At 65.5% G+C, this 26,981-nt stretch carries 24 protein-coding genes and 3 pseudogenes; 14 read left to right on the top strand and 13 right to left on the bottom strand.

Annotated features, from left to right (window positions below; all coding sequences use genetic code 11):
- Positions 1–189: 189 nt before the first annotated feature.
- From P1K32_RS05515 to P1K32_RS05505, 3 genes are all read left to right on the top strand, one after another.
- Positions 190–975 carry a helix-turn-helix domain-containing protein gene (locus P1K32_RS05515; RefSeq protein ID WP_276251697.1) on the top strand — a complete coding sequence of 262 codons (786 nt, stop codon included), beginning with the start codon at positions 190–192 and terminating at the stop codon, positions 973–975.
- Between the two features lie 106 nt (positions 976–1,081).
- A complete protein-coding gene (locus P1K32_RS05510) occupies positions 1,082–2,077 on the top strand; it encodes a transcription initiation factor IIB (protein WP_276251696.1) in 996 nt (331 codons plus the stop codon).
- Positions 2,078–2,176: 99 nt separating this feature from the next.
- Positions 2,177–3,091 (top strand): NAD-dependent epimerase/dehydratase family protein, encoded by a 915-nt coding sequence (locus tag P1K32_RS05505; protein ID WP_276251695.1) that lies wholly within the window; start codon positions 2,177–2,179, stop codon positions 3,089–3,091.
- Positions 3,092–3,280: 189 nt separating this feature from the next.
- Here the strand turns inward: P1K32_RS05505 and P1K32_RS05500 are convergent, their stop codons facing one another.
- On the bottom strand, positions 3,281–4,189 hold the full coding sequence (locus P1K32_RS05500) for a serine/threonine-protein kinase RIO2 (protein WP_276251694.1): 909 nt from the start codon (positions 4,187–4,189) through the stop codon (positions 3,281–3,283).
- Positions 4,190–4,816: 627 nt separating this feature from the next.
- Between P1K32_RS05500 and P1K32_RS05495 the strand changes: the two genes are divergently transcribed.
- The 4 genes from P1K32_RS05495 to P1K32_RS05480 are packed head-to-tail and all read left to right on the top strand — an operon-like array spanning position 4,817 to position 6,828.
- Entirely contained in the window at positions 4,817–5,140 is a 324-nt protein-coding gene (locus P1K32_RS05495; protein ID WP_276251693.1) for a hypothetical protein, read from the top strand.
- Positions 5,141–5,145: 5 nt separating this feature from the next.
- Positions 5,146–6,015 carry an FAD:protein FMN transferase gene (locus tag P1K32_RS05490; protein ID WP_379690885.1) on the top strand — a complete coding sequence of 290 codons (870 nt, stop codon included), beginning with the start codon at positions 5,146–5,148 and terminating at the stop codon, positions 6,013–6,015.
- Positions 5,999–6,286: a thrombospondin type 3 repeat-containing protein gene (locus tag P1K32_RS05485; RefSeq protein ID WP_419181062.1), complete on the top strand. Its 288-nt coding sequence runs from the start codon at positions 5,999–6,001 to the stop codon at positions 6,284–6,286. The genes P1K32_RS05490 and P1K32_RS05485 overlap by 17 nt, the downstream gene beginning before the upstream one ends.
- Entirely contained in the window at positions 6,286–6,828 is a 543-nt protein-coding gene (locus tag P1K32_RS05480; protein WP_276251690.1) for a hypothetical protein, read from the top strand. Before P1K32_RS05485 ends, P1K32_RS05480 begins: the two co-directional genes overlap by 1 nt.
- Here the strand turns inward: P1K32_RS05480 and P1K32_RS05475 are convergent.
- The 6 genes and pseudogenes from P1K32_RS05475 to P1K32_RS05450 form a co-directional block, all read right to left on the bottom strand.
- Positions 6,825–7,346 carry a winged helix-turn-helix transcriptional regulator gene (locus P1K32_RS05475; protein ID WP_276251689.1) on the bottom strand — a complete coding sequence of 174 codons (522 nt, stop codon included), beginning with the start codon at positions 7,344–7,346 and terminating at the stop codon, positions 6,825–6,827. The genes P1K32_RS05480 and P1K32_RS05475 overlap by 4 nt on opposite strands.
- Before the next feature lie 5 nt (positions 7,347–7,351).
- On the bottom strand, positions 7,352–7,528 hold the full coding sequence (locus tag P1K32_RS05470; RefSeq protein WP_276251688.1) for a hypothetical protein: 177 nt from the start codon (positions 7,526–7,528) through the stop codon (positions 7,352–7,354).
- Between the two features lie 391 nt (positions 7,529–7,919).
- Positions 7,920–10,279, bottom strand: a pseudogene (locus P1K32_RS05465) (DUF2309 domain-containing protein).
- Positions 10,269–11,746: pseudogene (locus tag P1K32_RS05460) on the bottom strand (proton-conducting transporter transmembrane domain-containing protein). Before P1K32_RS05460 ends, P1K32_RS05465 begins: the two co-directional pseudogenes overlap by 11 nt.
- Positions 11,747–12,058: 312 nt before the next feature.
- Positions 12,059–12,523: an Lrp/AsnC family transcriptional regulator gene (locus tag P1K32_RS05455; protein ID WP_276251686.1), complete on the bottom strand. Its 465-nt coding sequence runs from the start codon at positions 12,521–12,523 to the stop codon at positions 12,059–12,061.
- Between the two features lie 331 nt (positions 12,524–12,854).
- On the bottom strand, positions 12,855–13,268 hold the full coding sequence (locus P1K32_RS05450; protein ID WP_276251685.1) for an acyl-CoA thioesterase: 414 nt from the start codon (positions 13,266–13,268) through the stop codon (positions 12,855–12,857).
- 144 nt (positions 13,269–13,412) lie between these two features.
- Between P1K32_RS05450 and P1K32_RS05445 the strand changes: the two genes are divergently transcribed.
- A complete protein-coding gene (locus P1K32_RS05445; protein WP_276251684.1) occupies positions 13,413–14,777 on the top strand; it encodes a site-specific integrase in 1,365 nt (454 codons plus the stop codon).
- Between the two features lie 160 nt (positions 14,778–14,937).
- Here P1K32_RS05445 and P1K32_RS05440 read toward each other — a convergent pair whose 3' ends face one another.
- The 5 genes and pseudogenes from P1K32_RS05440 to P1K32_RS05415 all read right to left on the bottom strand — a co-directional run bounded on the left by P1K32_RS05440 (position 14,938) and on the right by P1K32_RS05415 (position 19,559).
- On the bottom strand, positions 14,938–15,417 hold the full coding sequence (locus P1K32_RS05440; protein ID WP_276251683.1) for a hypothetical protein: 480 nt from the start codon (positions 15,415–15,417) through the stop codon (positions 14,938–14,940).
- A gap of 106 nt (positions 15,418–15,523) precedes the next feature.
- On the bottom strand, positions 15,524–16,072 hold the full coding sequence (gene msrA / locus P1K32_RS05435; protein ID WP_276251682.1) for a peptide-methionine (S)-S-oxide reductase MsrA: 549 nt from the start codon (positions 16,070–16,072) through the stop codon (positions 15,524–15,526).
- A gap of 44 nt (positions 16,073–16,116) precedes the next feature.
- Positions 16,117–18,612: a heavy metal translocating P-type ATPase gene (locus P1K32_RS05430; RefSeq protein ID WP_276251681.1), complete on the bottom strand. Its 2,496-nt coding sequence runs from the start codon at positions 18,610–18,612 to the stop codon at positions 16,117–16,119.
- Positions 18,609–19,381: pseudogene (locus P1K32_RS05420) on the bottom strand (sulfite exporter TauE/SafE family protein). Before P1K32_RS05420 ends, P1K32_RS05430 begins: the two are co-directional and overlap by 4 nt.
- Before the next feature lies 1 nt (position 19,382).
- On the bottom strand, positions 19,383–19,559 hold the full coding sequence (locus P1K32_RS05415) for a DUF8131 family protein (RefSeq protein ID WP_276251679.1): 177 nt from the start codon (positions 19,557–19,559) through the stop codon (positions 19,383–19,385).
- Positions 19,560–19,716: 157 nt separating this feature from the next.
- Between P1K32_RS05415 and P1K32_RS05410 the strand changes: the two genes are divergently transcribed.
- The 4 genes from P1K32_RS05410 to P1K32_RS05395 are packed head-to-tail and all read left to right on the top strand — an operon-like array spanning position 19,717 to position 23,705.
- Entirely contained in the window at positions 19,717–20,901 is a 1,185-nt protein-coding gene (locus P1K32_RS05410) for a halocyanin domain-containing protein (RefSeq protein WP_276251678.1), read from the top strand.
- 4 nt (positions 20,902–20,905) lie between these two features.
- Positions 20,906–21,439, top strand: coding sequence for a cytochrome c oxidase subunit II (locus P1K32_RS05405; RefSeq protein WP_276251677.1), 534 nt, complete (start codon positions 20,906–20,908; stop codon positions 21,437–21,439).
- Positions 21,439–23,127 carry a b(o/a)3-type cytochrome-c oxidase subunit 1 gene (locus P1K32_RS05400; RefSeq protein ID WP_276251676.1) on the top strand — a complete coding sequence of 563 codons (1,689 nt, stop codon included), beginning with the start codon at positions 21,439–21,441 and terminating at the stop codon, positions 23,125–23,127. Before P1K32_RS05405 ends, P1K32_RS05400 begins: the two co-directional genes overlap by 1 nt.
- Positions 23,127–23,705 (top strand): hypothetical protein, encoded by a 579-nt coding sequence (locus tag P1K32_RS05395; protein WP_276251675.1) that lies wholly within the window; start codon positions 23,127–23,129, stop codon positions 23,703–23,705. Before P1K32_RS05400 ends, P1K32_RS05395 begins: the two co-directional genes overlap by 1 nt.
- Here the strand turns inward: P1K32_RS05395 and P1K32_RS05390 are convergent.
- Positions 23,673–25,313 carry an NADH-quinone oxidoreductase subunit D gene (locus P1K32_RS05390; protein WP_276251674.1) on the bottom strand — a complete coding sequence of 547 codons (1,641 nt, stop codon included), beginning with the start codon at positions 25,311–25,313 and terminating at the stop codon, positions 23,673–23,675. The two genes, P1K32_RS05395 and P1K32_RS05390, sit on opposite strands and share 33 nt — an antisense overlap.
- 82 nt (positions 25,314–25,395) lie before the next feature.
- Here P1K32_RS05390 and P1K32_RS05385 point away from each other — a divergent pair, with 82 nt between their 5' ends.
- Positions 25,396–26,067 (top strand): helix-turn-helix domain-containing protein, encoded by a 672-nt coding sequence (locus tag P1K32_RS05385; RefSeq protein WP_276251673.1) that lies wholly within the window; start codon positions 25,396–25,398, stop codon positions 26,065–26,067.
- Positions 26,068–26,122: 55 nt separating this feature from the next.
- Positions 26,123–26,917, top strand: a complete 795-nt coding sequence (locus P1K32_RS05380) for a lipoate--protein ligase family protein (protein WP_276251672.1) — start codon at positions 26,123–26,125, stop codon at positions 26,915–26,917.
- The last annotated feature ends 64 nt before the right edge of the window (positions 26,918–26,981 follow it).

The following is a 26,981-nucleotide window of genomic DNA, read 5'->3' as shown; positions in this document are numbered from 1 at the left end:
TGCTATCGCGCTGACTGATTTATCGCGGGGGGCGTCGTCGATATCGACTCGAACGCACAGTGATGCAAAAATCCGTTTGACGCTCTCTGCCGTCTTTTTCGTCGAATACCGTGACCGCTCTCGCACCTCGAGTTCGGCGTGTGCCGAAACCAACCGGAGATATAAACCCCTAGCCTGCGTATCTGCGCTATGCGCGAGTTCATCTTCACTATCGATTACGACCGGGACGTGGACCCGTTGATGGACGTGTTCATCGACCACCCCGAGACCCACTCCCGCTCTATCGCCTGCAACGTCACCGACGACGGGATGTGGCGCCTCGAACGGGTCGCCGGGCCCGAAGCGGCGCTCGATCGGCTGGACGACGTCTTCGACAGCCCGGTCCAGTGTACCGAGTGTATCGGGACCCGCGACTGCGTGACCGACTGGCACTACGAGGTCATCTCGCGCGAGGCGGGGCGCCGGACGGTGTACAGCTACCGCTCGGAAGCCGGTGACTGTCACTCCATCCCTCGACTCGCCATCGAACACGTCGGTCAGGGCGTCCTCTGTGAAACCGAGCGCCGGGGCAGCCGCTGTGAGTGGCGGCTCCTGCTTTGCTCGGACGACGGCGTCGACGACCTCTTCTCGGCGCTCGAAGCGGAGCTTCGCCCCGGGCTCACCGTCGAGTTCCGTCAGCTCGGCGAGCCGGCCTACTGGGCCGACGAGGCCGTCACGCTCGCCGAGTTACCCCCCGAACAGCAGGCCGCCGTGGAGGCCGCCGTCGACTACGGCTACTACCGCACGCCACGGGACGTCTCGCTGACCGAACTCGCCGACCGGCTCGACGTCTCTCGGTCGACGCTGCAGTACCGCCTCCAGCGCGCCGAGGCGTGGATCGTCCGCTCCTTTGTCACCCGCTCGATGGGCCCCGTCGAGGCCGACGAGGCCGTCGCGGAGGGGAGCCGGCTCCGGGTCGGCCGCTCGGGCGTGTGAGGCGCTGACACGGCAGTTCGGCATATGCCAACCGAGTCCTGATACAGGATGCGTGTGTTCGTACGAACACGTACGCGAGTCGCGGTTCCCTCGCATCCCCCCCATTATGACTACACTCAGCACCTACGACGCCCACGAGCGCGATATCGACGAGGAGGAAGCGGTCGCTGACGAACAGCGCTGTCCGGACTGTGGCGGGTCGCTCACCAGCGATGCGTCCCGCGGCGAGACGGTCTGTGGGGACTGCGGACTGGTGGTCGAAGAGGACGAAATCGACCACGGTCCGGAGTGGCGCGCCTTCGACTCGGCCGAACGCGACCAGAAGTCCCGCGTCGGCGCCCCCACGACCAAGATGATGCACGACGAGGGGCTCTCGACCAACATCGGCTGGCAGGACAAAGACGCCAACGGCAACGCGCTGTCCTCGAGCCAGCGCGAGAAGATGCAGCGCCTGCGAACGTGGAACGAGCGCTTTCGCACCCGTGACCACAGCGAGCGCAACCTCAAGCAGGCCCTTGGCGAAATCGACCGCATGGGCTCCGCGCTCGGCGTCCCCGAGAGCGCCCGCGAGACCGCAAGCGTCGTCTATCGTCGGGCGCTGGACGAGGGACTGCTCCCGGGCCGCTCCATCGAAGGTATCGCCACGGCCGCGCTGTACGCCGCCGTCCGGCAGGCGAACCTCCCACAGACCATCGGCGACATGGTGCTCGTGAGCCGCGTCGACGAGCAAGAGTTCACGCGGGCCTACCGCTACATCAACCGCGAGCTCGCCCTGGAGATCGGCCCGCCGGACCCGGCCGACTACCTAACGAAGTTCGCCTCTCAGCTCGACGCCAGCGACGAGCTTGTGCGTCGGGCCCGCGACCTGCTCGAGACCGGCAAGGCCGCAAATGTCCACAGCGGCAAGAGCCCCGTCGGCCTGGCCGCCGCGGCTATCTACGCCGCCGGCCTGCTGGTCAACGAGGAACTCACCCAGGAGACGGTGAGCGACGCGACCGACGTGAGCACGGTCACTATCCGAGACCGCTATCGCGAACTGCTCGAAGCCGAGTCCGCCCGCGACACCACCGGCGCGACGGGCGGTTCAAACGCAAGCGCGTAGGGGGAGCCGCGAGCGGCCGTCGCACCGGCCGAACCACTCGAACTACTTAAATGTTGGACCGACCTGACCTATTTACTTCCGCTCCGCCCACTCCCGGGTATGACGGCCACTGTGACCGACAAGACGGTTCTCGTCACTGGCGGTGCTGGCTTCGTTGGGAGTCACATCGCCGATGCCCACCTCCCGGACAACGAGGTCCGAATTCTCGATAACTTCGCCAGCGGCAAGCGCGAGAACGTCCCTGACGGCGCGGCGCTCATCGAGGGGGATATCCGCGACGACGCAGCACTCGCCGAGGCGATGGACGGCGTCGACCTCGTCTTCCACCAGGCGGCTATCGTCAGTGTCGCCCGCTCGGTCGAGGAGCCGACGACGAGCAACGCGGTCAACGCCACCGGGACTCTCGCGGTTCTGGAAGCGGCCCGCCGGCAGGACGCCCGCGTCGTCTTTGCTTCCAGCGCGGCCATCTACGGCGCACCCGACAGCTTGCCCGTCATGGAGACCGAATCTAAAGATCCCTCCTCGCCATACGGGCTGGAGAAACTGACCAGTGACCACTACTGTCGATTGTACGCCGACCTCTACGACCTCCCGACGGTAGCCCTGCGCTACTTCAACATATACGGCCCGCGCCAGTCGGGTGGGGACTACGCTGGCGTCATCAAGGCCTTCACCGAACAGGCCCGCGACGGCGGCCCGCTGACGGTCCACGGCGACGGCGAGCAGACGCGGGACTTCGTCAACGTCGCCGACGTGGTGCAGGCGAACTGCCTCGCAGCTACCACCGACGCGACCGGCGAGGCGTTCAACGTCGGTACCGGCTCGCGCACCTCGGTCCGCGAGCTCGCCGAGCTAATCAGAGACGAAATCGACCCGACCGCCGAGATAGCGCACGTCGACGCCCGCGAGGGGGATATCCGGCACTCGGCCGCCGACATCTCGAAGGCCCGCGAGCAGCTGGGCTTCGAGCCGACCATCTCGCTCGCGGACGGCCTGCACGACTACCTCAACTGAGTAGCACCGACGACGGTCTCTGTTCCGGATTCTGGGAGATACAGCAGTACTGGAGCGCAGCCGCCCTTGCCATCTGTGTCTGCTCTCTCACCGCAAAAGCCGATTTAATATAGCATTATGGAGTTTATCAGTGGGCTCGCGAGCGGCGCCGCTCGCGGCTGGATACCCAGAAATCGGGCGGTAGCGCCCTCAGACGGTGTCGTCGGTGACCGTCTCGAAGCTGCCGGCGGTCAGCGCCGACGCGACAGCGTCGGTATCGACCTCGTCGACGTGGGCGGGGTATTTGCGCTGGAAGTAGCTCACGATGTTCTCGACGTCCCGGGTCAGCAGTTCTTCGGCGTTCTCGTGGTCGGTCGGCACTGCCTGGGGCCAGTCGAAGACGACGACCCCCTGGGTCGTGACGAAGACGTTGTACTCGCTCATGTCCGCGTGGACGAAGCCGGCGTCGTAGGCCGTCTGCATCTCCGCTAAGACGAGATCGAGTACGGGCACGACCTGCTCGGGTTCGAGCCCGGTCCGGGAGAGCTCGACGCCGTCGACTTTCTCCATGACGATGGCGTGGCGGTTCGTATCGATGGGCTGGGGGACCGAGACGTCGGGATACAGCGTCTCCAGGGCCTCGTACTCCCGCTCGGCGGCCTTCCGGGCGGTGTAGAGCCAGGAGACGTGGTCACGGTCGGAGGTGTAATCCCGGTCGCGCATCACCTCGCGGAAGTTGGTGTACCCCTCGCGGTGGTACTTGAGCGCGAGCGGCTTGTACGACTGGACTTCGTAGACGTCGCTCTCTTTGCCGACACCCAGCGGCGCGCCAAAGCCCTCTAAGGTGTCCCGTTCGACGAAGGTGTGAAGCGCCAGCGCGTCGTACCCCTCGAAGGTGAGCTTGAACCCCTCGTACTGGATGGTCTTGCGTTCGACCAGCCCGCGGTCCTCACAGCGGTCCAGCCGGTAGTCGACGTTTTCCTCGCTCAGCCGGGAGAACTCCGTCAGCTTGTCGCGGTTGACGTACTCCGAGAAGCGCATCCCCTGTTCGACCCCCGACAGCAGGTGGAAATCCTCCGGCTCCAGTTCGCCCATCACGGACGCCACGTTCTGGACCATTAGCGGCGCCTAGACGCCCGACTCCTAAAAGTTCGACGCGTCGGCGGTGTGAGTGTGATAAATCAGATAGCGCTATACAGAATAGCTGGGCTGGGAGTTGCGGCTACAGTGGGGTTAGCGAGGGTGTGATACGTGAATTTGACCGAACCAGCCACCAGAAACTGCCTCAGAGCGCTCTCCCAACGGCCACCATTGTCATACTGATAATGTGTGGGCGAAGTTTCAAGACAGTCAGCAGTAATTTTCACCGGCTGGGGACGCTCCCGCGTGAACAGTGCTGACGCCACTAGCAACCACAGGGAGTACAGCGACCAGATTTGCTCGCCGCAAACGAGTCTGCATAGAACCACGTAGATACACTCCCGAAGAGTTCGTTCGCGTCCATTCCTCGAATCGTTTCGGACGCGGGGGCAAACGGAGAGAACTCGGTATGCCAGCTGCTCAATAACGAAGTCACAGACATATCCGGGACGACCTCACGCTCGGAATCGATTCGATAGCTGTACGACGATTCGAGGGTTGGACGCGAACGACTTATTACGGCTGTCTCAACCCTCTATTTGCAATGGCAGAACGCAACGACCGACACGTCGATGATAGCGGTTCTGAACCGAGGGGCAGCTAATCATGCGCGTTCCAGTCCCGAAAAACAAACTCGTCACCTTCACGCTCGTCGGTGCGCTCCTCACAGCCGGTGTCGCCGGCGCCCTTGCGCTGCCCGGTGGCGGCCTCGCGCAGGCGGGCGAGCAACCTAACTCACCAGACACGTCCGAGTCAGACCCCTCACAACAGGTCGCTGCCGATGCTCCGACGCCAAACCAAAACTTCACCCCCGAAGTTCAGACGCAGTCTGGCTACGAAGATAAAGAACACGAGGAGGACGAGGAAGAACACGAGGAGGACGAGGAAGAACACGAGGAGGACGAGGAAGAACACGAGGAGGACGAGTGACCGAGATGATGGGATCGCTCGCAGCGGTCTACGAACGGTTCGGGAACTCACACCGCGTGTTCGAGTGTTGTGATACGACGTTTCGGATTCAGGCGACGGGCGTTCGGGTCGAGACTGCGGCTACCGCGGCCCGAGAAACGGCTGAATCACTCGAAGCACAGCTGAACGCCTTCGATGAGGCGAGTGCCGTCAGCCAGATTAACCGTGAAGGGGAGGTTGCGAACGAACACGTCGCCCGCATCGTCAGCCGTGGGCTCGAATACAACGACCGGACCGAGGGGGTGTTTGATATTCGCCAGGGCCGCGTCGAACAAGCCCTCAAAACGTTCCTGCGTGGTGACAGTGAAACACCACCGACGGAGTTCGATACCGGAACTGTGGAAACCAACGGGTCTCACGTCACGACCGACGTCGAACTCGACCTGAACGGCCTTGCCAAGGGATACATCGTCGATCGAACCGCCGAGACGCTCGCGGGACTCGGGCGATGCGGGTTCGTCAGTGGTGGCGGAGATATGTCTCCACCGACGGGCCCCGTCGCCATCGAGAGCCCGTACGGCGACGACACCGCGCTGAAGATCCTCGACACGGACTGGTACGTCGCAACATCCGGCGGATACCGGCGGTCGCGAAACGGTACTGACCACGTCTACGATCCGACCACCGCATCGCTCGGCTCTCGTCACGAGTCCGTTACCGTCGTGGCGCGCCGAGACTGTATGGAGGCTGACGCCCTGGCGACGACGCTTGCGGCGCTCCCTCTTGCCGAGGCACGCGAACTAGCATCGGCATGGGAGGGCCTGGAGGCACTCGTCATCCATGACGGCGTCTTTCATACGACAAATGGCTTTGAGACACATGTCCTGGACACATAAGCAACGAATCACCGTCGTGGCGATCATCGTCTTAGCGGTGGCTGTCCCTGCTCTCTGGCAGATCGGAGACGTGCGCGCCGCCCAGGCGACCGAAGAGAAGCAAAGCGACCTCGTCGACCAGACCGTTTCGACACGACAGGCACCTGCCGATTACGACGGAGATGGTATCAATGACTCCGCCGATAAGTGTCCGACACGACCGGAAACGAAAAATGGGTTCCAGGACGCGGACGGCTGTCCCGACGTCGTCGAAACGACGGGGGCATCGTAATGTCACAACTCGTCTGGCTCCTCGACCGAGGTGCCGCACTCGTGACGTATCCGGCGTTATATCTGGCGGTTCTGACGGGCGTTCTCTATAACACGGAGTCGTTCGGCGTGCTCCACGAGGCTGCTCGACGTGTCCATATCGAACTGTCCGTGTTCGCGATGACCGTCACGTTGCTACACGCGGGACTCGGTGTAGTTGATGCGTGGTTCGTCGTCACCGGACAGGTCCCGGCACCCGCATACTCGATACCGTACTTTCTCGGCGGCGTCGCCGTGGGTTCGGGGGCGCTACTTATGCTGGTCGTCGCGGTCTTGGGCTTTACCGACGCGAAACGCTTCCAGCGGCCGTGGGGGCCACGCGTCGTCCACTCGTTCGCGTACGCTGGGTTCGCGTTCGGGACAATCCACGCAGCCGCAATCGGGACTGATATGACGGGACTCGTCCGTCCCCTGCTGGGGCCCTCGGTTGCATTTCTCGTGTACGTGCTCCTGTTGCGGTTGCTAGTGTTTCACGGGATACTCTCGAACGCGACGGCAAGCTAGTAGCTGTCCCAGAGGCCCAGGAGACGGTCGACGACTTTGTCAGTGAACGAGCGCCGGTGAACTGTATAGAGGTACTTGACTCGGTCGGGGTCGCTGACCTCGTAGACGACGCTCCGGCCGTCACGCTCCTTCGTGACGAGGTCGGCCTCAGCGAGCTTCGAGAGGTGCCACGAGACAGTCGATTGCGCCTTGTCGAGGCGGTCGCTGAGTTCGCTCGTCGAGAGCGGCCCGTCCGTGAGAAGATGTGCGAGGATGCGGCGACTGTACTCTCGGCGCAACGCGTTCATCACTGTCCGGTCGGATTCATCGAACTCGGCAGCTGGATAGTACCGCGTGTACTTACCGTCGTCCGAGATGTCGATCAGGCCCTCGTCGGCGAGCCACCTGAGCTGGTACTGGAGCGTCCCCTGTGCGTACTCGAGATCGTCGAGGAGCGAGCGAAAGTGAACGCCCGGCGTATCGGCTATCCGCTGGTAGATTTCCCGTCGAGAGGCCAGTTCGAGATCCGGGTCCGACATTGCTCTCAGTCCCGCGTCAAAGCGGCGAAGAACGCCAGGAGGCCACCGAGGATGAGGATTGCACTCCCGTGTTCGAGGAGTTCGAGCGTGGCGTACGGGAAATACGGAAGCAGTGGATACTCGAGAAACACGATGAGTCCGTAGACGGCGAACATCGCGTACCCGAGCGTGACGATCCGCATACGGTCATCACGTTCCCGCCGCCATGCGAGGAAGCTGAGAACACTCAGCCCTGCAGCGAGAACGAAGATACCGAGACTGACGTATTGTTCAAGCAGTTGAGCGAGTGGCATACGTTACTTTCTGTACACGTGGCCGGTGCGAGGTACTCGACGCGCGAGACGACTCAACCGACGGAGGTAGCAGGGAAAACGATTGGCGTTCAACCGTCGAATCCAATCTTATGCATTGAGAGGCCCGGTCTCAACTTCTGGCTGAATCGGCCGGTCACGGTGTGGACTCTCATCCCCCTATCGCCAGAAAGCGGGCCGGTGGGGCGCTCATACTGGTGGCTGTAACAAACTGGCGCAATTCGCCACTGCGAATCTCTTTCCGAACGTACAGCCCCCAGTATCAGTCGTCGGCCACGGTCGCCGTCGCTTCTGCCAGCGGTTCGACGGTCGTCGCCTCGTCGGCCGGACGCCAGGACAGTTCGCCGGCGTAGTTGAAGGCGGTGTGGTCCCGGGTCGGGTCGACGACGGTCAGGGAGAGCCACCCGTTGTCGAGCAGCCCGGCCACGTTCTCGTGGTCGGCGAGGATGTCGGTGACGGTGTCGACGGGCGCGTGGATGACCGTCGAGAGGCGCAGCGGCTGGTGGTAGGGTTCGTCGTCGGCCGCCATAAGCGACTGGAGGGGCAGCCCGGTCATCAGGTCGCCGCCGTTACCCTGGTAGACGCCGACGTTGCCGACGGGGTTGTGGGTTATCTTCGACCCGCTCCCGTAGGCGGCGGTGTCGACCGTCGAGAAGTAGTACTGGCAGTTAATCCACTGGGTGACGACCATCGGCCCCGCGATGATGGCTTCGAGGGCCGTGCCGTCGGGGTCGGTCGTCCAGTCGTAGGAGTGGAGGAACGAGCGGCCGTCGAAGTCGATGTTGGCGGTCAGCTCTCCCGGCCCGACGACGAAGCCGGCGTTGCCGGCCAGCCCCCACTCGGGGCGGGTCTCGGCCCAGTCTGCCGCCTTGCGCTCGGTCTCGCGGACGGCGTCGCTCCCGCCCACGCGTTCGGCAGCCGCCCCTTGCGGGCGGTTTCGAGGTCGGCGCGGAGCGCCGCGAGGTCGTCTGCGTGGCTCTCGGGGACGGCACCGTCGTAGACCTCGACCTCGTCGGTCGTGGTGTTGTGCTCGCCGGCGAGGAAGACGGTGTCCTCGGGGACGTCGAAGCCGCGCTCGCGGAGCTCGGCCCGGACGGCGTCGGCGTTGCAGATTTTCGCGAGCACGCGGGCGCTCGGGCCGCCGGGGTTGCCGGCACAGGCCCCACAGTCCAGACTCGAATCGAACGGGTTGTTCGCGGTCTCGCTGGCGTGGCCGGTGAAGACGACGAGACGGGCGAAGTGGTCCCACCCCATCAGGTCGAAGGCGGTCTCGGCGTATCCGACCTTCTCTTCCAGGGTGAGAGTATCGACGGACGGGCTGCAGAAGTCGTGGTCGTCCGGAATCGTCTCGTCGACGCTGTCGAAGACGTCGTGGACGCGCCCGGGCACCAGCGTGCGACTCGCCAGTGCGAGCCCGTAGCCGCTCCCGGCGCTCTCGACGAAGCCGTAAGCCGTCGCGGCGTTGGCCTCGATGGTCTCGACGATTTCGGCGGCGGCCTCGCGGATGCCCGCCAGGTGGTCGTGGTCGGCCCGCGTCTCGGGGTCTGTCGGCTCCTCGGTGATGGTGTGGTGTGCGTCGAGAATCGGGGGGCACGCCTCGACGGACACCTCGGCGTCGTACCCCCCGTACTCCATGGGGACGCCGAAGAAGCCGGCGTAGCCGTGAGTCTCGTAGTCGCCCGTGTCCTCCAGGTGGCGGCGCAGGACTTCCGAGCGCGTGTCGATACAGAAGACGAGCTGGGCGTCCGGGCGGCCCGACGGCTCGGCCTCGGCGCGGGTCTCACTCTCGGCGCTGACGGCGTCGACGAGGTCCTCGCGGTAGGTCCCTTCCCACGCGCTCAGGAACGCCGCCGCGAGTTCGTCGGCCGCCGTCGGTCCGTCGGTCGCGGTGTCGTCCGGCGCGAGGTCGGCGTCGACGGCATCGAGCAGCGCCAGTCGCGCCGCGAGATATCCCGCGACCGTTATCGGGTACCGGGACTGCCACTCGCTCTCGTCGGCGGCGCGCTGTTTGATGAAGCCGGTCCAGCCCGGGAGCGCGGCCAGTTGCGTCTCGAAGATAGCCGACCACTGCTCTTCCGGGTAGTCTTCGAGCACCGTCTCGATGGTCTCGGTCGGCGTCGCCGGTAGGTCCGCCACGACGCCCCTGTCGGGTATCTGGCCGTCGTAGGTGGCCACGTTGCGGAAGACGCCGTAGAAGCCGAGGTCGCGGTCCGGCAGCGCCCAGTGGGCACGCCCCTCGTCGAGGAAGGCCGACAGCCACTTCGTCAGCACGTGGTCGACGCGGTCGACGGCCGTCTCCGGCTCGTCGGTGTCGGTTTCGGCCGCGGTCTCCATGCGGGAAAGTGCCGTCTCGGGGTCGGCCTCGTAGCCGGCGTCGGCCAGTTCCGCTTCGAGGACGTCGCGGTCTATCTGGCCGCGTTCGAGCGCCTGGCGGAACGTCTCCGGGCTAGGGTAGCCCCGGCCGCCAAGCAACTCCGAGGCCTGAGCGACCGCCTCGGTGAAGGGCTGGTCCTCGAACCCCGAGAGGGGGTTGGCGGTCACGAACGAGTGGATGGGCCAGACCGAGCCGACGGTCTCGGCCGCGTCGTCGATGCTGTCGTGGATGTCCTGTTCAGTACTCATTGTAGTCCTCCGGAGCGGTCACCAGCGTCTCGGTCGGCGGCTGGCTGGCGTTCAACAGCGCCACGTAGAGGCGCTGGCTGTGTTCGTGGATGCCGGTCTCGATGGCGAGGTAGACGCCGACGAAGAAGACGGCGACGGCGCCGTGGAGCAGGGTCAACTCGGTCGTGGCCGTCCCGACGGCCAGGAGCCCGGCGATGCCCTCGTACACCACGGCGTAGATGACGATAGCCGGGAAGAACACCAGCGGGACCGCACCGTAGCGGGCCGTCGCCGGCAGCTCGGTGTGCGTGACCGCGTTGCGGGCCGCGTGCAGCGTGGTGAAGACGACGAAGAAGGTAAGCAGGAGGCCGCTGTCGACTTTCGCCCCCTTGCCGGTCAGCGTCGCGAACAGCCACCCGCCGGCCAGGGCCGTCAGCAGCGTCACGACGACGCCGACGATGCTTTCTCTGCGCCCGATTTCCCCGGTCGGGCTGTTGTGTTCGACGCTGTCGCCCGAACTCAGGAACTGGTAGGCCTTGTAGCAGCCGTGCAGGATGAGGTGGGTGATGGCGGCCCCGAAAAAGCCCAGGCCGGCCTGCATTATCATAAAGCCCATCTGGCCGACCGTCGAGCAGCCAAGTTTGCTCTTGACGTCCGTCTGGACCGACTTCAGGAGCTTCCCGCCCAGCGCGCTGGCCGCGCCGACGCCGACCACCGCGAGCATGAGCGTGGGGTCGACGGTGATGACCGGGGCAAAACGGGTCAGCAGGATGCCGCCGGCGTTGACGAAGCCGGCGTGCATCAGCGCCGAGGCCGGCGTCGGCGCGGTCATCGAGGAGAGCAGCCAGCCCTGGAAGGGGATGAGCGCGGACTGTATCATCGCCGCGAGCACGAGCGCGCCCGCAGCTAGCAACCACACCGGGCCGCCGAGCGTGTCGGAAGCAGCGGCGATGCCCGATATCGTCGTCGCGCCGGTCGTCCACCACAGCGCCGTCAGTGCGACGGCAAGCAGCGCGCTACTCGCGAGGAAGTACCTGCGGGCGACGGAGGCGGCCGCTCGCGCCTGTTCCCACCCGCTGATGACGCCGATGAGCTGTGCCATCAGCAGTCCCATCGCCAGCCACAGCGCCCCGAACAGGGCGATGTGGTTGGCTGCGACAAGTCCCATCACCACCACAGTAAAGCCGAAGACGACGGCGAAAAACCGGGTCTGGTGGGCGCTTCCGGCCATGTAGCGGCGCGAGTAGCTGTGGACGATACCCGAAAAGAAGGTCACGACCGTCCACATCAGGACCGTCAGCCCGTCGACGGCGACCAGGTCGCCGAGCGCGGGGCCCAGCCGGTCACCGCGTGGCCGGCCAGGGCCGCCAGACTCAGGCCCCACAGCAGCCAGACGGCTCGGGTCAGGGCCGCCGGCGTACTCGGTGCTTGCTGCCCTATGCCGCTCGGAAGCGGTCCGACCGTCGTGCGCTGTGTTTCGTCTGCCATCGTTGATGTCGTCGTCCGTCATCACCGGGGAGATTCCCCGAGCGATGTCGGCCGTCGTTCATCCAATAGACGAACAGACTGGTTATTAAAACCTTCTATCTTACCAGTCTGTTCGTGCATAAGGGAATTAAAGAACATTATGATTTTTGGCGGAATGGCCGGGCGGTCAGCGACGATAGCGGCCGCTCACGCGGCTTTGCTGTCGGTTTTGAGCCATTTAGCGGCTCCGGGCGGGCAGCGACGGCCACACGATTCAGCGGCGGCGGGCTGCTCGGGAGCGTCCAGACGGCGTGGCAAGCGGCCGCGAGGCCCCTACTCGCTCACGAAATCGCCAAACGGCGTCGTCTCGTGGCTCCGGACCAGCACCTCGTCGACGACGGTCAGCCCCAGGTCCAGCAGCTCCTGGGCGACCGGGGTGATGTCGCTGTCCGTCTCGCCGACGACGGTCACCAGCAGGTTCCGCTCGCCGGTGACCAGCTCCTGGACCGAGACGACGCCGTCGATGTCGAGGATGGCCGGAATCTGCTCGCCACGCTCGGGAATCGGCGCCGTACAGAACAGCAGCATCCGCAGCGGATAGCCCGACTTCTGGTAGTCAATCTCGGCGCTGTATCCCTTGATTACCTCGTCGCTCTCCAGGCGCTGGATTCGTTTCCGGACGGTGCTGCTCGACGTACCGGTTCGCTCAGCGATGTCGCCCGACGAGATGTTGCGGGCGTCCTCCTGGAGGGCGTGGAGGATGGCCTGGTCAACGTCGTCGATAGCATCGTCACCCATACTCCCATCTTGAGGTGAGTCTGCCAAAGAGACTTCGCCTAGCAGCGGCTGCAAATGACGCCTCACTCGTGGCCGACGACAGCCAGAAAGGCACATCTCGGTACGCCGCTCACAGCCAGAAAGCCCCGCCCGGCTAAACTCGGGGGGACTCGTTGCGGTCCTTACTTCGCCCGCCTTCGGTTAGCCAGGCGCCCCTTTCAGTCCACCCATGCCGGCTGGTCGACCGGCTACGGGCGGGACTGAAAGCGTCCGGGGGCTTTCTGGCTGCTACCATCCTCGGTCACCTATCTACACACGATGGAAGCGACCGATACCGCCACTCCAGAAACTGTTACTGCCCGAACTCGAACTCGCTGATGGCGTCACGCCAGCGCTCGGGGATGGGCTGGGGTTCGTCCGCCGCGCGGTCGTAGGTGACAACGGTCGTCTCGCCGGTCGCAGCGACCGCATCGCCGTCCCGAATCTCGTACTCGAAGGGGAAACTCGTCGTGCCAAGGCGGGGCACACCCACACTGACGGTGACGCTGTCGGCGCTCCGGACCGGCTGCTCGAACTCGATTTCGAGGGTCTTGATGACGATACCGTCGTCGCTGTCCGCGAGGAAGGCGCGGTCGCCGTTGCCGACGACCTCGACGAGGTAGTCGATGCGGGCCTCCTCCAGATAGGTGCCGTAACGGACGTTGTTGACGTGGCCGTAGGTGTCCAGGTCGTCGAAGCGCAAGGCCACCTCGGTCTCGAAGTTCATGCGAGGAGCCCGGTGTGTTTCTCGCGCAGTTTGTTCAGCTTGGGCGGGATAGTCATCTGGCAGTAGGCCTGGTTGGGGTTCTTCTCAAAATTGATTGGCATGACTTGAGCAAATACTTTGTTAGTGGTGTGTCTCTGAGTGTTCATGGCACGTGATTACCCACAGCAGTATCAAGATACGAGAGACAGAGTAAAAGAACATAGGCACGGTGGAAGTTTTGAGGTATGGAACGGCCGGGAAGAGGAGTTTCCGGCGTATGAGGACCCAAACGACGCCGACCGGATAATCCAAATGGCAAACGCCTATGAAGAAGATAATCTGTTAGAAGAGACGCCGGACGGCCAGAAACCGAAGAGTCCCACGACGCTGAAAAACTACCTCTCTGGCCTAAAAAAGATCGCTCCCCATCTCGCGCTTACCGACACCACGGCCGGTGAAATCAACGCGGTCATGCAGGGATTCTATGATGGGGACGTTAGCAATGTCAAAGACGACGGCCTATCCAAAGGGACTATTCGCGTGTACCAGAACGCGCTACGCCAGTTCTATTACGTTCACGACGACACCGAAGTAGACCCCGAGGACGTTAAGCTATTCACGGCCGACAACAGCGGTGTTGACCCATCGGATATGCTGGACCGCGAAGAGATACAGGAAATCCGTAGTGCTGCTACCTGTATGCGTGACAAGGCCCTTTTCGACTTTCTCATATACGCCGGCCAACGCAATACAGCGGCCCGCACGCTTCGGATTAGGGATTTGGACCTGCCAAACGAACGGTTCAAACTGAATGAGGACGCCGAGGGACTGAAAGGAGCCGAAAAAAACGGGAAGTGGCGAGATATGCTGTTGTCGAGCACGACCGTACAACAGTATCTTGATACCGAACATCCCGACCCGAACAATCCTGATGCCTACGTGTTCGTGGGCCGGCCGAAGTACAACGGTATGCAGCCCGAGACCATGCTGGACCCAACTACCATCGGTGCAATCGTCCGGCGTATGGCTAACCGAGCTGCCGAAGAGGTGCCGTCAATCGACGACAAGCCAACCCACCCGCACGCACTGAGGCACAATTTCGTTACCATTGCTCTTCGGCGTGGTATGGAAGAGTCCGCGATTAAACACCAGATAGGGCACGCACCGGACAGCAGTGTCATGGAATCGACCTACGCGCACCTGAAAGACAGTGACCACATACGCGCCACGCGTAAGGCGTTCGGGAAGGAAACCGAAGAGCCAGAGAGTAAACTAACGCCGGACGTGTGCCCGCAATGTGGGACTTCCCCACCGGCCGAAGCCCAGGTGTGCCATATCTGTGGTAAAGAGTTCACCCCGAAGGCACAGAATCGCGGCGAAGATGTTGGCGAGACAGCACGGGACACCTACCAAGAGATAGACATCGAGAATATGAACACATTAGAGAAAATGCAGGCCGTCGACGAAATGTTAGACGACCCCGAAGTGAGAGACATCCTTTTCAGCGAGATGGCAGAAAGCGACGAATAGGAGGGCGCCATAGAACGATTAACAAGAAGTTGTTTGTGCCTGAATGTGGATGAAATAGCTATCAGAAAGAGCGTGCGAATGCAAAAAATGATAGCCAGTGAGCGAGGCATAGCAGAGACCAAGCGTTCAGAGCACGCGTGACAAATTCTGAGATGAACAATTAGAAAACCCGCCCAATTTTTTCTCCCAGCTTACGCCAGATTGACCCACGCCCGCCACCGGTTTCCCGTTCTTGCTCGGTGGACCTGGCCATGTTGATCGAAAGCTTAAATGAAGCCATCTGGTTCTCGTCAAGCCTCTCAGCTTCGGGAAGGTTCACGCCCATGAACTGTTCCGGGACATCCACCACCTCCACGTCCTTGAGCTCCCCATCGTCCGCTTCCTCAAGCCATGGCTCGCTGACAAGCTGACAGCGGACGGCTTGGTGGAAGTTGTCGTCCGCCACTGAGACGGAGGCTCCTCGTTCCACCACCATCATCACAGCATCCTCATCGAAGTACCCCGCCTCGGTACACTGATAGAGGTCTACCCCTTCGCCGTCGATACTCGGCCCGAACATCACTTGATGCTCATCAAGAGACTTCTCACGAGGCTTTTGATCCACGAAGTAGAACCGCTTGACCTTCGAACCCTCTGACATGATACTCAAACCTCGAAGACGACTAGTAAAAATTTCTTCGGTAGAACGGTTTTTCACTTAACCACCCGTATTGCGTGTTCCCGCACAAACACGCGATACAAAGGCGCTACTCTGACCTTAGTAGTTCTTTGTGTTTCTTTTGTAGCTTGTCGAGTTTCGGGGGAATCGTCGCGGCGCAGTACGCGTCCGTAATAGTTCCATCTGCCGTACGTTGTTTCTCGAAGTAATCCTGATGGTACTCCTCGGCGGGGTAGAACGTCTCCAGCGGTTCGACCTCGGTGACGATGTCGTCGTCGTAGGCCGGCCGAATCTCGTCGATAAAGGCCTCGACGGCCTCGCGCTGGCCCTCGTCGTGGTAGAACACTGCCGAGCGGTATTGGGTGCCCACGTCGTTGCCCTCCCGGTTCAGCGTCGTCGGCGTGTGCGTGGTAAAATGCACTGCCAGCAGGTCCTCGTAGCTCACCACCTCGGGGTCGTAGGTTAGCTGGACACACTCGGCGTGGCCCGTCTCCTCCCGACAGACGGCCTCGTAACTCGGGGTCTCGGCGTGGCCCCCGGCGTAGCCCGAGACGACGTCCTCGACGCCCTCGACCTGTTTGAAGACGGACTCGGTACACCAGAAACACCCACCCGCGAACGTCGCTTGCTCGGTCATCGACCGCTAGTAGGTGTGGGACGTACAAAAACGGACGGCTGCTTTCAGTCCCCCGTCGCCGGCGTCGCGGGCGCTGTGACGTCGCTATCGGTCGAGACGGCGTCGCCGCCACCCAGCGACCGCGCGGAGTTTGCGACCACGAGCAGACTGGAGGCGGTCATCGCCAGCGCGGCAAACAGCGGGTTCAGCAGGCCGGCAAGCGCAAGCGGCAGCGCCACGGCGTTGTAGCAGAAGGCCCACGCGAGGTTCTCGCGGATGCGCCGTCGGGTCCGGGTCGTCAGGTCGAACACTCGCGGGACCGCGGCGAGGTCGTCCGTGGTCACCACCGCGTCGGCGGCGTCGGCGGCCAGCGCCGTGCCCGAGGCAAGCGAGATGCCCAGGTCGGCGGTCCCCAGCGCCGGCGCGTCGTTGGTGCCGTCGCCGACCATCGCGACGGTGCCCCGCGACGTGAGCCGCTCGACCACTTCGGCTTTCGCGTCCGGCGGGACGCCGGCGAACACCTGGTCGACCGCGCCGTGTCGCTCGAACGGCGCGGCCGCGGCCGGGCCGTCGCCGGTGATGACCACGACCTCGCGGGGCGACAGCGATTCGACGACAGTCTCCCACTCATCGCGTGGCTGGTCGCCGCCCACCACGACGTCTCGGGCACGCCCGTCCCAGCCGACGAGCGCGGGAATCTGCCCGTCGTCGCGGGCCCGCTCGCAACGTTTGGCCAGTCCCTCGGGCACCGACAGCCCCTCGTCGGCCAGTAGCGAAGGCGTCCCGACGACCACGCGCTCGCCGTCGACGGGCGCGTCGGACGCCTGCGCGGCCGCTTCGACGGCCGCGTCGGACCGCTGCGCGCCCGCTTCGACGGCCGCGTCGGACGCCTGCGCGCCCGCTTCGACGGCCGCGTCGGACCGTTGCGCGGCCGCGTCGATTCTCCCGCTCACGCCGCGACCGGGGTGGTGTTCGACGTCCTCGACGACGGCGTCAATCGGCGGTGCAGCCGCATTGATGGCACTCGCCAGCGGGTGGTCGGCGAACTGTTCGACGGCGGCGGCCCGCCACAGCGCGTCGTCGCCGGGCCGCTCGACCAGTCGCATCTCGCCGGTGGTGAGCGTCCCGGTCTTGTCGAAGGCGACGACGTCCACCTCGCTGGCGGTCTCGAATGCCGACCCGTCGGTGATGACGACGCCCTCGTCCAGGGCCGTCCGGACCCCGGCGGCCGTCGCCAGCGGCGTCGCCAGGCCGAGCGCGCAGGGACAGGAGACCACAAGCACCGCCAGCCCGGTCAGCAGGGCGTCGGTCGGGGCCGCCCCGCCCAGCAGGTGGCCGACCCCTGCGAGGACGGCCAGTCCGACGACGAGGGGGACAAAGACCGCCGCGATGCGGTCGACGAGCCGCTGGACGCCGCCGCGCTCGCTCTGGACGCGCCACAGCAGTTCCGTGAGTCGGGAGACGGTGCTCTCGGCGTCGGGGCCGACCCGGACGACCACCTCGCCGTCGGTCACCATCGCCCCGCCGACCGCGTCGTCGCCCGGCGTCTTCCTGACCGGCAGGGACTCGCCGGTCACCAGCGACTCGTCGACGCCGGCGGTCCCCTCGGCGATCTGCCCGTCGACGGGGATGCGTTCGCCGGCGCTGACGACGACCTCGTCGCCGGGGGCGAGCGCGTCGAGGTCGACCGTCTCGGTTCCGGAATCGGTCCGCAGCGTGGCCCGCTGGACTCGCTGGCTTTCCAGGTCCGTCAGCCGCCCCGCGGCGGCCCGGCGGACCCGGTCGCGGTAGTAGTCGCCGACGGAGACGGCCAGTACGATGACCGTCGCCACGTCGAAGTACACCTCCGTCCGGCCGAGGAGGACAGCGACGACGCTGTAGGCGAAGGCCGTCGTCGCGGCCATCGACACCAGCAGGTCCATGTTGGGTCTGCCGGTACGGAGGCTCACGACCGCGCCACGCAGCAGCGGCCAGCCCGTGTAGCCGACCACGACGGCGGTCATCACGGCCGTGTTCCAGAGCAGATACGCGCCGGCCGGCCCCTCGAGGTCGACCAGTCCGAAGTCCAGTCCGAGGTACGCCGGATACAGAAAGAGCAGGTACCACAGCATCGTCATCATCCCGAAGAAGCCGCCGACGAGCAGGCGCCCGACCTGTTCGCTGTCGTCCGCGTCGCCGGCCCCGCGGCGGGTGAGTTCGTAGCCGGTCCCGGAGACCAGTTCGGGCAGGGCGTCGGCGTCGACCCGCTCCGGGTCGTAGGTGAGCTGCATCGTTCCGGTCGCGTAACTGGCCGACGCCGCCCTGATGCCGTCGTGGGTAGTCGCCCGCCGTTCGAGGAACAGCTCGCAGGTCGCACAGTGCATCCCCGACACCGAGCAGAATGCCGTCTCCCCCTCGACGTCGTCGGGGTCTGGGGTGTCGACGGCGTCCGGGTCGGTCTCGGCGGGGTCCTCGAGCGTGCGGGCGACCTCCAGACAGCCCCGACAGCAGAAGGCGCCGGCAACGTCGCTGTCGGTGACGGGCTCGTCGGTCGCCAGGCCACAGAGCGTGCAGTCGGTCATGTCCAGGGCATCGGCAGCGGCGGTTTCGGGATGGCGACGCCGAAGGCCGCCAGCCCGTTCGCGAGCGGTACCAGCGCCAGCAGGACGAACAGCGCCCCGAGCACGCGATGTAGCGACTCGCGCCGTCCGGGCGAGAGCGTACCGAAGGCGGTGCCGTAGGCGAACACGAGCGGGACAGTGCCGAGTCCCAGCGCCGCGAGCGAGACGGCGCCGGTCACCGCCGAGCCGGTCGCGGCGGCATAGAGGAAGGCCGGGTACAGCAGCGGACACGGCAGGAGTCCGTGTATCGCGCCCAGCGCGACCATCCCCGGCCCGTCGACCAGTCGGTCGAGCCGCGAGACCAGCGCCGACGAGACGCGGCCGAACCAGCGCCGACGACGGGGAGCCCGCGGGCGAGGTCGACCGCCCGGCCCCGGGTCAGATAGCCAACGCCGACGGCCAGGATGGCGAGGCCGACGAGGACGCCGACTCCACCACGGACGAGTTCACCCACTCGTGTAAGCGCCGCCAGGTCGTAGACCAGCGCCCCCGCCGCTCCGAACAGGCCGCCCAGCAGCGTGTAACTCACCGTGCGGCCGACGTTGAACAGCGCCTGCTGGCGAATCTCCCCGAGTGACAGCGGCCCGCCGTCGTCGAGCCGGTCGGCGTAGGTCGTCACGAGCGGGCCACACATCCCCAGGCAGTGGACGCTCCCGACGAGCCCGAGCCCGACCATCGCGGCGAGGCCGGTCGTCTCGCCGGCCGACAGCCCGCCGCTTACGGCGTCCATCTCAGGTGGCCTGACCCTCGTGGTCGCCGGTCATCAGGTAGAGGCTCGCCGCGATGATACAGACACTGACCAGCGAGAGCGTGACGATGGTCCGGCCGGTGCCGAGGATGTAGTAGGCAACGGGTGCCAGACCCAGCAGTGCGAGCAGCGTGACGAGTCGCGGGCTGGACGTCGACATGACCGAGGGTTAGACGGACATTATATAAAAACGGTTGGCGTATTCCAAGTTGGTAAGAACGTCGTAATCCCTTTTTCTGGTGACGGTGATACGCGTCGAACATGGTATGGTTCAGTAGCGGTAGCGTGTGGACGACCAGTGTGCCGGGAGGTGGCCGATGACTGTCGGACGGCGGCAGTTCCTGACGGCGACCGCCGGGGCAGCGGCCCTCGGTGTGGCCGGGACTGCCAGCGCACAGAGCGAACCGGACTACGGCGGCTGGTTCGACGACGTCGGCAACTACGACGAGACTGTCGACAAGCGCGGCCAGGACACCGTCGAGATAACCGTCGGCGCGGAGGGGAACGACGGTGCCTACGCCTTCGGGCCGGCCGCCGTCAAGGTCAACCCCGGTACGGAAGTCGTCTGGAAGTGGACCGGGAACGGCGGCGGCCACAACGTCGTCTCGGACGGCGACGGGCCGCTTGACTCGGGTGACCCGGTCTCGGACAGCGGGACGACCTACAGCTACACGTTCGAGGAGACGGGTACCTACAAGTACGTCTGTACCCCCCACGAGAGCCTCGGGATGAAAGGCGCCGTCGTCGTCGAAGAAGGCACGTCCGGCCCGGAAGGGCCGCCGGCCGACCCCGACTACGAGGGGTGGTTCGACGACGTCGGCAACTACGACGGGAACACGGTCGACGAGACGGGCTCGGACAGCGTCGAGATAAGCGTCGGCGCCGAGGGCAACGACGGCGCGTACGCCTTCGACCCGCCGGCGGTCCGGGTCACGCCCGGGACGGAGGTCACCTGGACGTGGACTGGCGAGGGCGGCGGCCACAACGTCGTCTCGGACGGTGACGGGCCGCTGGACTCGGGTGACCCGGTCTCGGACAGCGGGACCACCTTCAGCCACACCTTCGAGGAGTACGGCATCTACAAGTACGTCTGTACCCCCCACGAGAGCCTCGGGATGAAAGGCGCTGTCGTCGTCGGCGGCCCGCTTTCGGACGGGGACGGCGGTGGCGAGGGCGGCGACATCGAGCTCTCGGGGCCGGGATGGCTGCTTGCGGGGTCGGTGCTTGCGGCCTTCTTCTCACCGCTGCTTCTGGCCGCGGTGATGCGCCGGCGCTACCGCGAGCGGCCGCCGGAGCCGACGGGTTCGGACCTCGAACGGGCGAGCGGTCCCACGCCGGTCGAGGAGGCCCCGGAGCCGGAGCCGGCCGTCGAGGTCGGCCACGACGAGTTCGACCCGTGGGGGACGGCCTCGCTGGTAGCGGCGTACTTCGTGCTCATCGCCCTGCTGTGGGTGTTCATGTACTTCGTGGAGTTCCTCGGCCGCGTCTCGGTGATCGGGTGATACAATGCAGGTTCATAACTTCGAGAAGATATGGCTCGGCGCAGCGCTCCTGCTCATCGTCGGCTTCATCGCCACAGTCGCCTACGGCACCGTCGGTGCCGGCGTCCAGATGGTCGACGACTCGGGCGGCGAGATAGACCCGAAGGCAGTCCAGCAGGGTTCGACCGGGACCGGGTTCGACGACCCGGGTGTCACCAAACGGAACGACAGCCACTACGTCGTCCACGTGGTGGCCCAGCAGTTCCAGTTTGCGCCCGGCACCGGTGACAACCCCATCCGCGTCCCCGCCGACACGCGGGTCACGTTCCGCGTGACCAGTGCTGACGTGGTCCACGGGTTCTCCATCGTCGAGACCAACGTCAACACGATGGTCATCCCCGGGCAGGTGTCGGAGGTCACCGCCAGCTTCGACGAGCCGGGGACCTACGGGCTGGTCTGTCACGAGTACTGCGGGGCCGCCCACCACGAGATGGGCGGGTCCATCGAGGTGGTCCCCCAGGACGAGTACGGGACCAACGAAACGGAGGTGCAAAACTGATGGTCTACATCGATAGCTATCCCAAGACGGCGAAGCTCGTTCGGAGCCAGTTCATCGTTTCCTTTGTCGCGCTGGGTATCGGCGCGCTGTTTGGCATCGTCCAGGCGCTGCATCGAACCGGCGTCTTCGACGGGCTCGTCAGCTCCTCGGACTACTACACCCTCCTGACGGGCCACGGCGTCCTGCTGGCGCTGGTGTTTACCACCTTCTTCATCGCCGGCCTCTTCGGCTGGGCGGTGAGCAACACCTTGGAGCGTGAGCTCCCACAGCGAATCGCCTGGGGGGCGTTCTGGCTGATGCTCGTCGGGACCGTGCTCGCGACCGTCGCCATCCTCGGCGGGATCATGGGCGCGCCGTCGATCCTCGGCCAGGACCTGAGCGCGGACGTGCTCTTTACGTTCTACGCGCCGATGCAGGCTCACCCGATGTTCTACGTCGGCGCGGCGCTGCTCATCGTCGGCTCCTGGTTCGCCGGCCTCGCCTACTTCAAGTCGCTGTGGGCGTGGCGCAAGGACAACCCCGACGAGCGTATCCCGCTGCAGACGTTCATGGTGCTGACGACGATGCTGATGTGGTACATCTCCACCATCGGCGTCGCCGTCGAGGTGGTCGTCTTCCTCATCCCGTGGTCGCTGGGGCTCATCAGCCAGGTCGACCCACTGCTGACCAGGACGCTGTTCTGGTACTTCGGTCACCCCGTCGTCTACTTCTGGTTGATGCCGGCCTACCTCGTGTGGTACACCATCCTGCCGAAACTGGCCGGCGGACGGCTGTTCAGCGACCCGCTCGCTCGCGTCGTCTTCGTCCTCTTCCTGCTGCTGTCGACGCCGGTCGGGTTCCACCACCAGTACGTCGACCCGGGCATCCCGGAGGGGTTCAAGGCCATCGCGATGACGAACACGATGTTCCTGCTGTTGCCGTCGCTGTTGACCGCCTTCACGGTGGTCGCGAGCGTCGAACACGGCGCCCGACAGCGCGGTGCGACGGGCTATGTCAGCTGGATTCGTGACCTGCCGTGGGACAAGCCGGCCTTTACGGGCTGTATGCTGGCCGGACTGATGTTCGCCGCCGGCGGATTCAGCGGGATGATAAACGCCGGGATGAACATCAACTACCTCATCCACAACACGCTGTGGGTGCCCGGCCACTTCCACCTGACCGTGGGGACGGCCTTCGCCCTGACGGCGATGGCCATCAGCTACTGGCTCGTCCCCCAGCTCACCGGCAAGCAACTCAAGCGCCGGTCGGTGGCGGTCGCCCAGCCCTACGTCTGGTTTATCGGCATGGCGCTGATGTCCAACGCGATGCACCGGGCCGGGCTGGCGGGCGTCCCGCGCCGGACCGCCGACCCGACCTACGACGAGTTCGCCTTCAGCGGCGTCGCCGGGGGCATCGGCGAGATGCGAATCCAGATCGCCATCGGCGGCACGCTGCTGTTCGTCGGCGCGGCGATGTTCCTGTTCGTGATGGCCGAGACGTGGCTCGCCCACCGTGGCGGGACCCTCTCGGTCAACGGCCACATCCCCGAGCCGCTGTCGGGGGCGGACCACAGCCCGCGGGTGCTCGACAACTACAAGCTCTGGACTGCCATCGCCCTGGTGCTCATCGTCATCGCCTACGGGCCGCCGCTCTGGAGTATGGTCGCTGACGGCATCTTCGCACCAGGCAGCCCGCCCATTCCGGTCTGATGCTCGAGGACGTCGACCCGCCGGAGGTGAGCATGGTCCGGGTGCTCATCGTGCTCGCCATCGCCATCCCAATCGTCATCGAGGTGGTGACCTTCGCCGGTCTCTTCGGTCACTACCTGGGCGGTGGCGGCGCCGGGCCGGCGGCGACGCCGACCGCGACGGCCGAGACCGGCGGGGCGACCGTCGGCGACGAGATACTCACGGCCACCGCGGCCACCGAGCGTCTCGACGCGGCGACGCTCACCGAGGCGGACAACGCGACGCGGTTCGTCCTCACGGTGACCGTCACCGACCCGCTCGACGGCTACGAGCTCCGGCTCGGGGCGGTCACGACGCGGTCGGGCCGGACCGTCGAAGGGTCTGGAGCGACGACCGGTCGGCTCGACGCCGGCGCGGACGGCCTGGTCACCGGCACCTGGCAGCTCCCCGACGGCGACCAGCCGGACACACTCACGGTCACGGTCGTCTCGGCGCCGGGCAACGACACGCCGACGCCCCACGAGTACACCGTCGACTTCGGCGACCTGTCGGGCAAGGGGCCGTCACTACCGGTCGACCTCGCCCATAATCGTGTCTAGGCTGCCAAGCGTGGCCACGAGGTCCGGGACGTACTCGCCCTCGGCCATCTCGGAGAGTGCCTGGACGTGCGAGAAGGAGGGGCCGCGAATCTTGAACCGGGCGGGCGTCTCCGTCCCGTCGGACCGGATGTAGATACCCAGTTCCCCCTTGGCGGCCTCGACCGCCCGATAGATCTCTGTGTCGGGCTCGGGTCGCAGCGTCCGGGGGACGTTAGCCTGTATCTCGCGGTCGCTCTCGGGCCACTCTCGGAGCAGGTCGACACACTGCTGTACTATCTTCGCTGATTCCTCGACCTCGCGCAGGCGCACGAGCAGGCGCGCAAAGTTGTCGCCGCCGTCCGCCGTGACCACCGACCAGTCGAGTTCGTCGTAGTAGCCGTAGGGGTCGTCCCGCCGGAGGTCGTAGTCGACGCCGGAGGCCCGTGTGACGGGCCCGGTACAGCCGTAGGCCTTCGCCGTCTCGGGGTCGAGATACCCAGTGTCGACCGTGCGCATCTGGAGAATCTCGTTGGTGGTGAGCATGTCGTGGTACTCGGCGAGCTTGCGGGGGAGGCCGTCAAGGAACTCTTGAATCGTCTCGAAGAACGCCTCGCGGGGCTCGGGAAGATCCCATGCGACCCCGCCAAGCCGGAGGTAGTTGAACATCAGCCGCTGTCCAGTCAGGTCCTCCAGGATGTCCTGGACGACCTCCCTGTCCCGGATGCCCCACTGGAAGACGGCGGTGAACTCACCGACCACGTCCAGCGCGTAGGTTGCCACGGCGAGCATATGCGAGAGGACGCGCGCGAGTTCGCCACACATCGTCCGGATGACCTGGGCGTACTCGGGAACCTCGATGTCGGCCAGGGCCTCCGCCGTCCGGGCGTAGGCCCACTCGTTCAACAGTCCGGCCCCGCCCCAGTCCCAGCGGTCGGGATAGGGCATAATCTGGTGCCGGTAGGTGCCCTGCTGGCACATCTGCTCCTCGCAGCGGTGGATGTAGCCGATGTCGGGGTCGACGGCGGCGACCTGCTCCCCGTCGAGTTCGACGTTCAGGTGGAGCACGCCGTGCGTGGAGGGGTGGTGGGGCCCGACGTTGAGGTGCATCGTGTCGGGGCCGGTACGCTCGTCTTCCAGCAGTTTCTGGTGTTCGCGGAACGTCACAATCTGGGGCTGGGACTGGTCGTACTCCCGGCGCAACGGGTGGCCCTGCCAGGTCTCGGGCAACAGAATCCGGCGGGGGTCGGGGTGGTCGTCGTAGTCGATACCCAGCAGGTCGTAGGCCTCCCGTTCGTGCCACTCGGCGGTCCGGTAGACCGGCGCCGCCGACTCGCTGTGGGGGTCGTCGTGTGCGGTGGGCACCACGACGGACAGCTCCCGAGTCGGGTCGTCGTAGCTGCGCAGGTGATAGATTGTCTCGAAACGGTCGGCGTACTCCTGTGCGGTGACACAGGCGCAGTGGTCGAGGCCCGCCTCGGCCTTCAACGTCGAGAGCACCTGCTGGACCTCGTCGGCGCGTATCACGACCGCCGGCGCGTTCTCGTGGCGCTCTTCGCGGACGACGTGCTCGCGTATCGACTCGATGGCGTCGCCGGCCGCAGCGGCCGGCCTGGTGACGGACTGTGACATACGTGCGGTGTCGCCCGCAGCGACCCTCGCCGTGGTGCCCCAGCGGCGAGGCGAATTTATATTCGGCGCCCCGTTACCCGGTGTGAAGTACGTCAGGCTCTCGCTGTCGCTGCCGCCCGACGCGCGCAACCCCATGCACCAGTTCGTCGTCGACCACGACGGCTACGAGGCGTCCTATCTCCTCCGGGGGAACAACATCGACGACGACGTCCACACGATGCTGTTCTACGTCGACGGTCACCCGATTGCCCCCTATCGCGAGGCCCTGGAGGCGACCGCGAACGTCATCGAGTACGCCATCTCGCGGTGTCCGGACGAGTCGTTCTACCTCTACGTTCGAGACCGGTTCTCGGAGACGGGGCGGGGTATCGTCGACGCGGTCACCGCCGCCGGGCTAGTAGGCGTATCGCCGGTCGCGTTCCGCGCCGACGGGACGATGGCACTCACGCTGGTCGGTCCGGGCGAGACCGTCCAGCGAGCGCTCGAGGCCGTCCCGGACGGCATCGGCGTCGACGTCCGCGAGGTCGGCGAGTACGCGAGCCACCGCTTCGAGCCGACGGCGGCGCTGACCGACCGCCAGTTCGAGGCCGTCGCCGCCGCCGTCGACTGTGGCTACTACGACGAGCCCCGCAAGGGCTCTACGGCGGAGGTGGCCGAGGCGCTGGGCTGCTCACCGGGCACCGCCGCCGAACACCTCCGGAAGGCCGAATCGCGGGTGATGGGACGGCTCGTGGACGGCGACGGACCGGTCTGAACCGCTCGCGCCGATATTCGCAACCCCTAACGCCGGCGGCGACCTACCGCTCGCAATGACACTCGCGGAGCTTGACTGGCGGGTCATCGGGGCGGCCACCGACGACGGCCCGATGACGATGGCACTCGAGGAGATAGCCGCCGAGACCGCGGCAGCGGGCGGGCCGGCCACCGTGCGGGTCTACACCTGGCCCGACGTGCTCTCGCTGGGGTACAACCAGGACCCCGACAGCGTCGACTGGGACTTTTGCGAACGGGCGGACATCGGCGTCACCCGCCGGCCGACCGGCGGCGGCGCTATCTACCACGACCACGACGCGGACCTCTCCTACAGCATCGTCGCGCCCGCCGACGCGGTGCCGGGCGACCTTATGGAGTGTTACGAGCTGTTCTGTGGGCCCATCCTCGACACCTTCGAAGGAATAGGCGTCGACGCCGGCTTCGTCGACCGAACGTACGAGGCCGTCCACCAGCCGGCCTGCTACCTACGGGCCCTGCACCCCGCCCACGACATCGTCGGTCCGGACGGCCGGAAGATAGGTGGCAACGCCCAGTACCGGCGGAAGGACGCCGTCGTCCAGCACGGTTCGTTGTCGGTGTCCCTGCGGCCTGAGCGACACTGCGGCTGTTTCACCGAAAAGCCGGACCCCGAGGCGTTCCGTGAGCGAGTCGGTGCTATCGACGAGTACGTTGACCTCGAACGGGGCGACGTGGTCGCGGCGCTCCGGGAGACGCTTTCGGCGTGGGTCGATGCCGACGAAGGCACTTGGACCGACGACGAGCGATATCGCGCCCGCGAGCGCGCGGGATCAAAGTACGACACTGACGAGTGGGTCCGGAAGTCACCCTGAGTCGGGCGGTCTCGACCACAGGGAGACACTGCCGAACGAGCGCGGGGCAACGAGGCCCACCGCG

It is taken from the genome of Haloarcula rara, from assembly GCF_029338235.1.
In the GTDB taxonomy this organism is placed as follows: Archaea; Halobacteriota; Halobacteria; order Halobacteriales; family Haloarculaceae; genus Haloarcula; species Haloarcula rara.
Note: the sequence above shows the minus strand (reverse complement) of the source record. Positions and strands in the feature narration are given on the sequence as shown.

Excerpts from the sequence above, each read along its gene's own strand:
- P1K32_RS05515 (WP_276251697.1), top strand. The coding sequence starts at position 190 with ATGCGCGAGTTCATCTTCACTATCGATTACGACCGGGACGTGGACCCG.
- P1K32_RS05510 (WP_276251696.1), top strand. The coding sequence starts at position 1,082 with ATGACTACACTCAGCACCTACGACGCCCACGAGCGCGATATCGACGAG.
- P1K32_RS05505 (WP_276251695.1), top strand. The coding sequence starts at position 2,177 with ATGACGGCCACTGTGACCGACAAGACGGTTCTCGTCACTGGCGGTGCT.
- P1K32_RS05500 (WP_276251694.1), bottom strand. The coding sequence starts at position 4,189 with ATGGTCCAGAACGTGGCGTCCGTGATGGGCGAACTGGAGCCGGAGGAT.
- P1K32_RS05495 (WP_276251693.1), top strand. The coding sequence starts at position 4,817 with ATGCGCGTTCCAGTCCCGAAAAACAAACTCGTCACCTTCACGCTCGTC.
- P1K32_RS05490 (WP_379690885.1), top strand. The coding sequence starts at position 5,146 with ATGATGGGATCGCTCGCAGCGGTCTACGAACGGTTCGGGAACTCACAC.
- P1K32_RS05485 (WP_419181062.1), top strand. The coding sequence starts at position 5,999 with ATGTCCTGGACACATAAGCAACGAATCACCGTCGTGGCGATCATCGTC.
- P1K32_RS05480 (WP_276251690.1), top strand. The coding sequence starts at position 6,286 with ATGTCACAACTCGTCTGGCTCCTCGACCGAGGTGCCGCACTCGTGACG.
- P1K32_RS05475 (WP_276251689.1), bottom strand. The coding sequence starts at position 7,346 with ATGTCGGACCCGGATCTCGAACTGGCCTCTCGACGGGAAATCTACCAG.
- P1K32_RS05470 (WP_276251688.1), bottom strand. The coding sequence starts at position 7,528 with ATGCGGATCGTCACGCTCGGGTACGCGATGTTCGCCGTCTACGGACTC.
- P1K32_RS05455 (WP_276251686.1), bottom strand. The coding sequence starts at position 12,523 with ATGGGTGACGATGCTATCGACGACGTTGACCAGGCCATCCTCCACGCC.
- P1K32_RS05450 (WP_276251685.1), bottom strand. The coding sequence starts at position 13,268 with ATGAACTTCGAGACCGAGGTGGCCTTGCGCTTCGACGACCTGGACACC.
- P1K32_RS05445 (WP_276251684.1), top strand. The coding sequence starts at position 13,413 with ATGGCACGTGATTACCCACAGCAGTATCAAGATACGAGAGACAGAGTA.
- P1K32_RS05440 (WP_276251683.1), bottom strand. The coding sequence starts at position 15,417 with ATGTCAGAGGGTTCGAAGGTCAAGCGGTTCTACTTCGTGGATCAAAAG.
- msrA (WP_276251682.1), bottom strand. The coding sequence starts at position 16,072 with ATGACCGAGCAAGCGACGTTCGCGGGTGGGTGTTTCTGGTGTACCGAG.
- P1K32_RS05430 (WP_276251681.1), bottom strand. The coding sequence starts at position 18,612 with ATGACCGACTGCACGCTCTGTGGCCTGGCGACCGACGAGCCCGTCACC.
- P1K32_RS05415 (WP_276251679.1), bottom strand. The coding sequence starts at position 19,559 with ATGTCGACGTCCAGCCCGCGACTCGTCACGCTGCTCGCACTGCTGGGT.
- P1K32_RS05410 (WP_276251678.1), top strand. The coding sequence starts at position 19,717 with ATGACTGTCGGACGGCGGCAGTTCCTGACGGCGACCGCCGGGGCAGCG.
- P1K32_RS05405 (WP_276251677.1), top strand. The coding sequence starts at position 20,906 with ATGCAGGTTCATAACTTCGAGAAGATATGGCTCGGCGCAGCGCTCCTG.
- P1K32_RS05400 (WP_276251676.1), top strand. The coding sequence starts at position 21,439 with ATGGTCTACATCGATAGCTATCCCAAGACGGCGAAGCTCGTTCGGAGC.
- P1K32_RS05395 (WP_276251675.1), top strand. The coding sequence starts at position 23,127 with ATGCTCGAGGACGTCGACCCGCCGGAGGTGAGCATGGTCCGGGTGCTC.
- P1K32_RS05390 (WP_276251674.1), bottom strand. The coding sequence starts at position 25,313 with ATGTCACAGTCCGTCACCAGGCCGGCCGCTGCGGCCGGCGACGCCATC.
- P1K32_RS05380 (WP_276251672.1), top strand. The coding sequence starts at position 26,123 with ATGACACTCGCGGAGCTTGACTGGCGGGTCATCGGGGCGGCCACCGAC.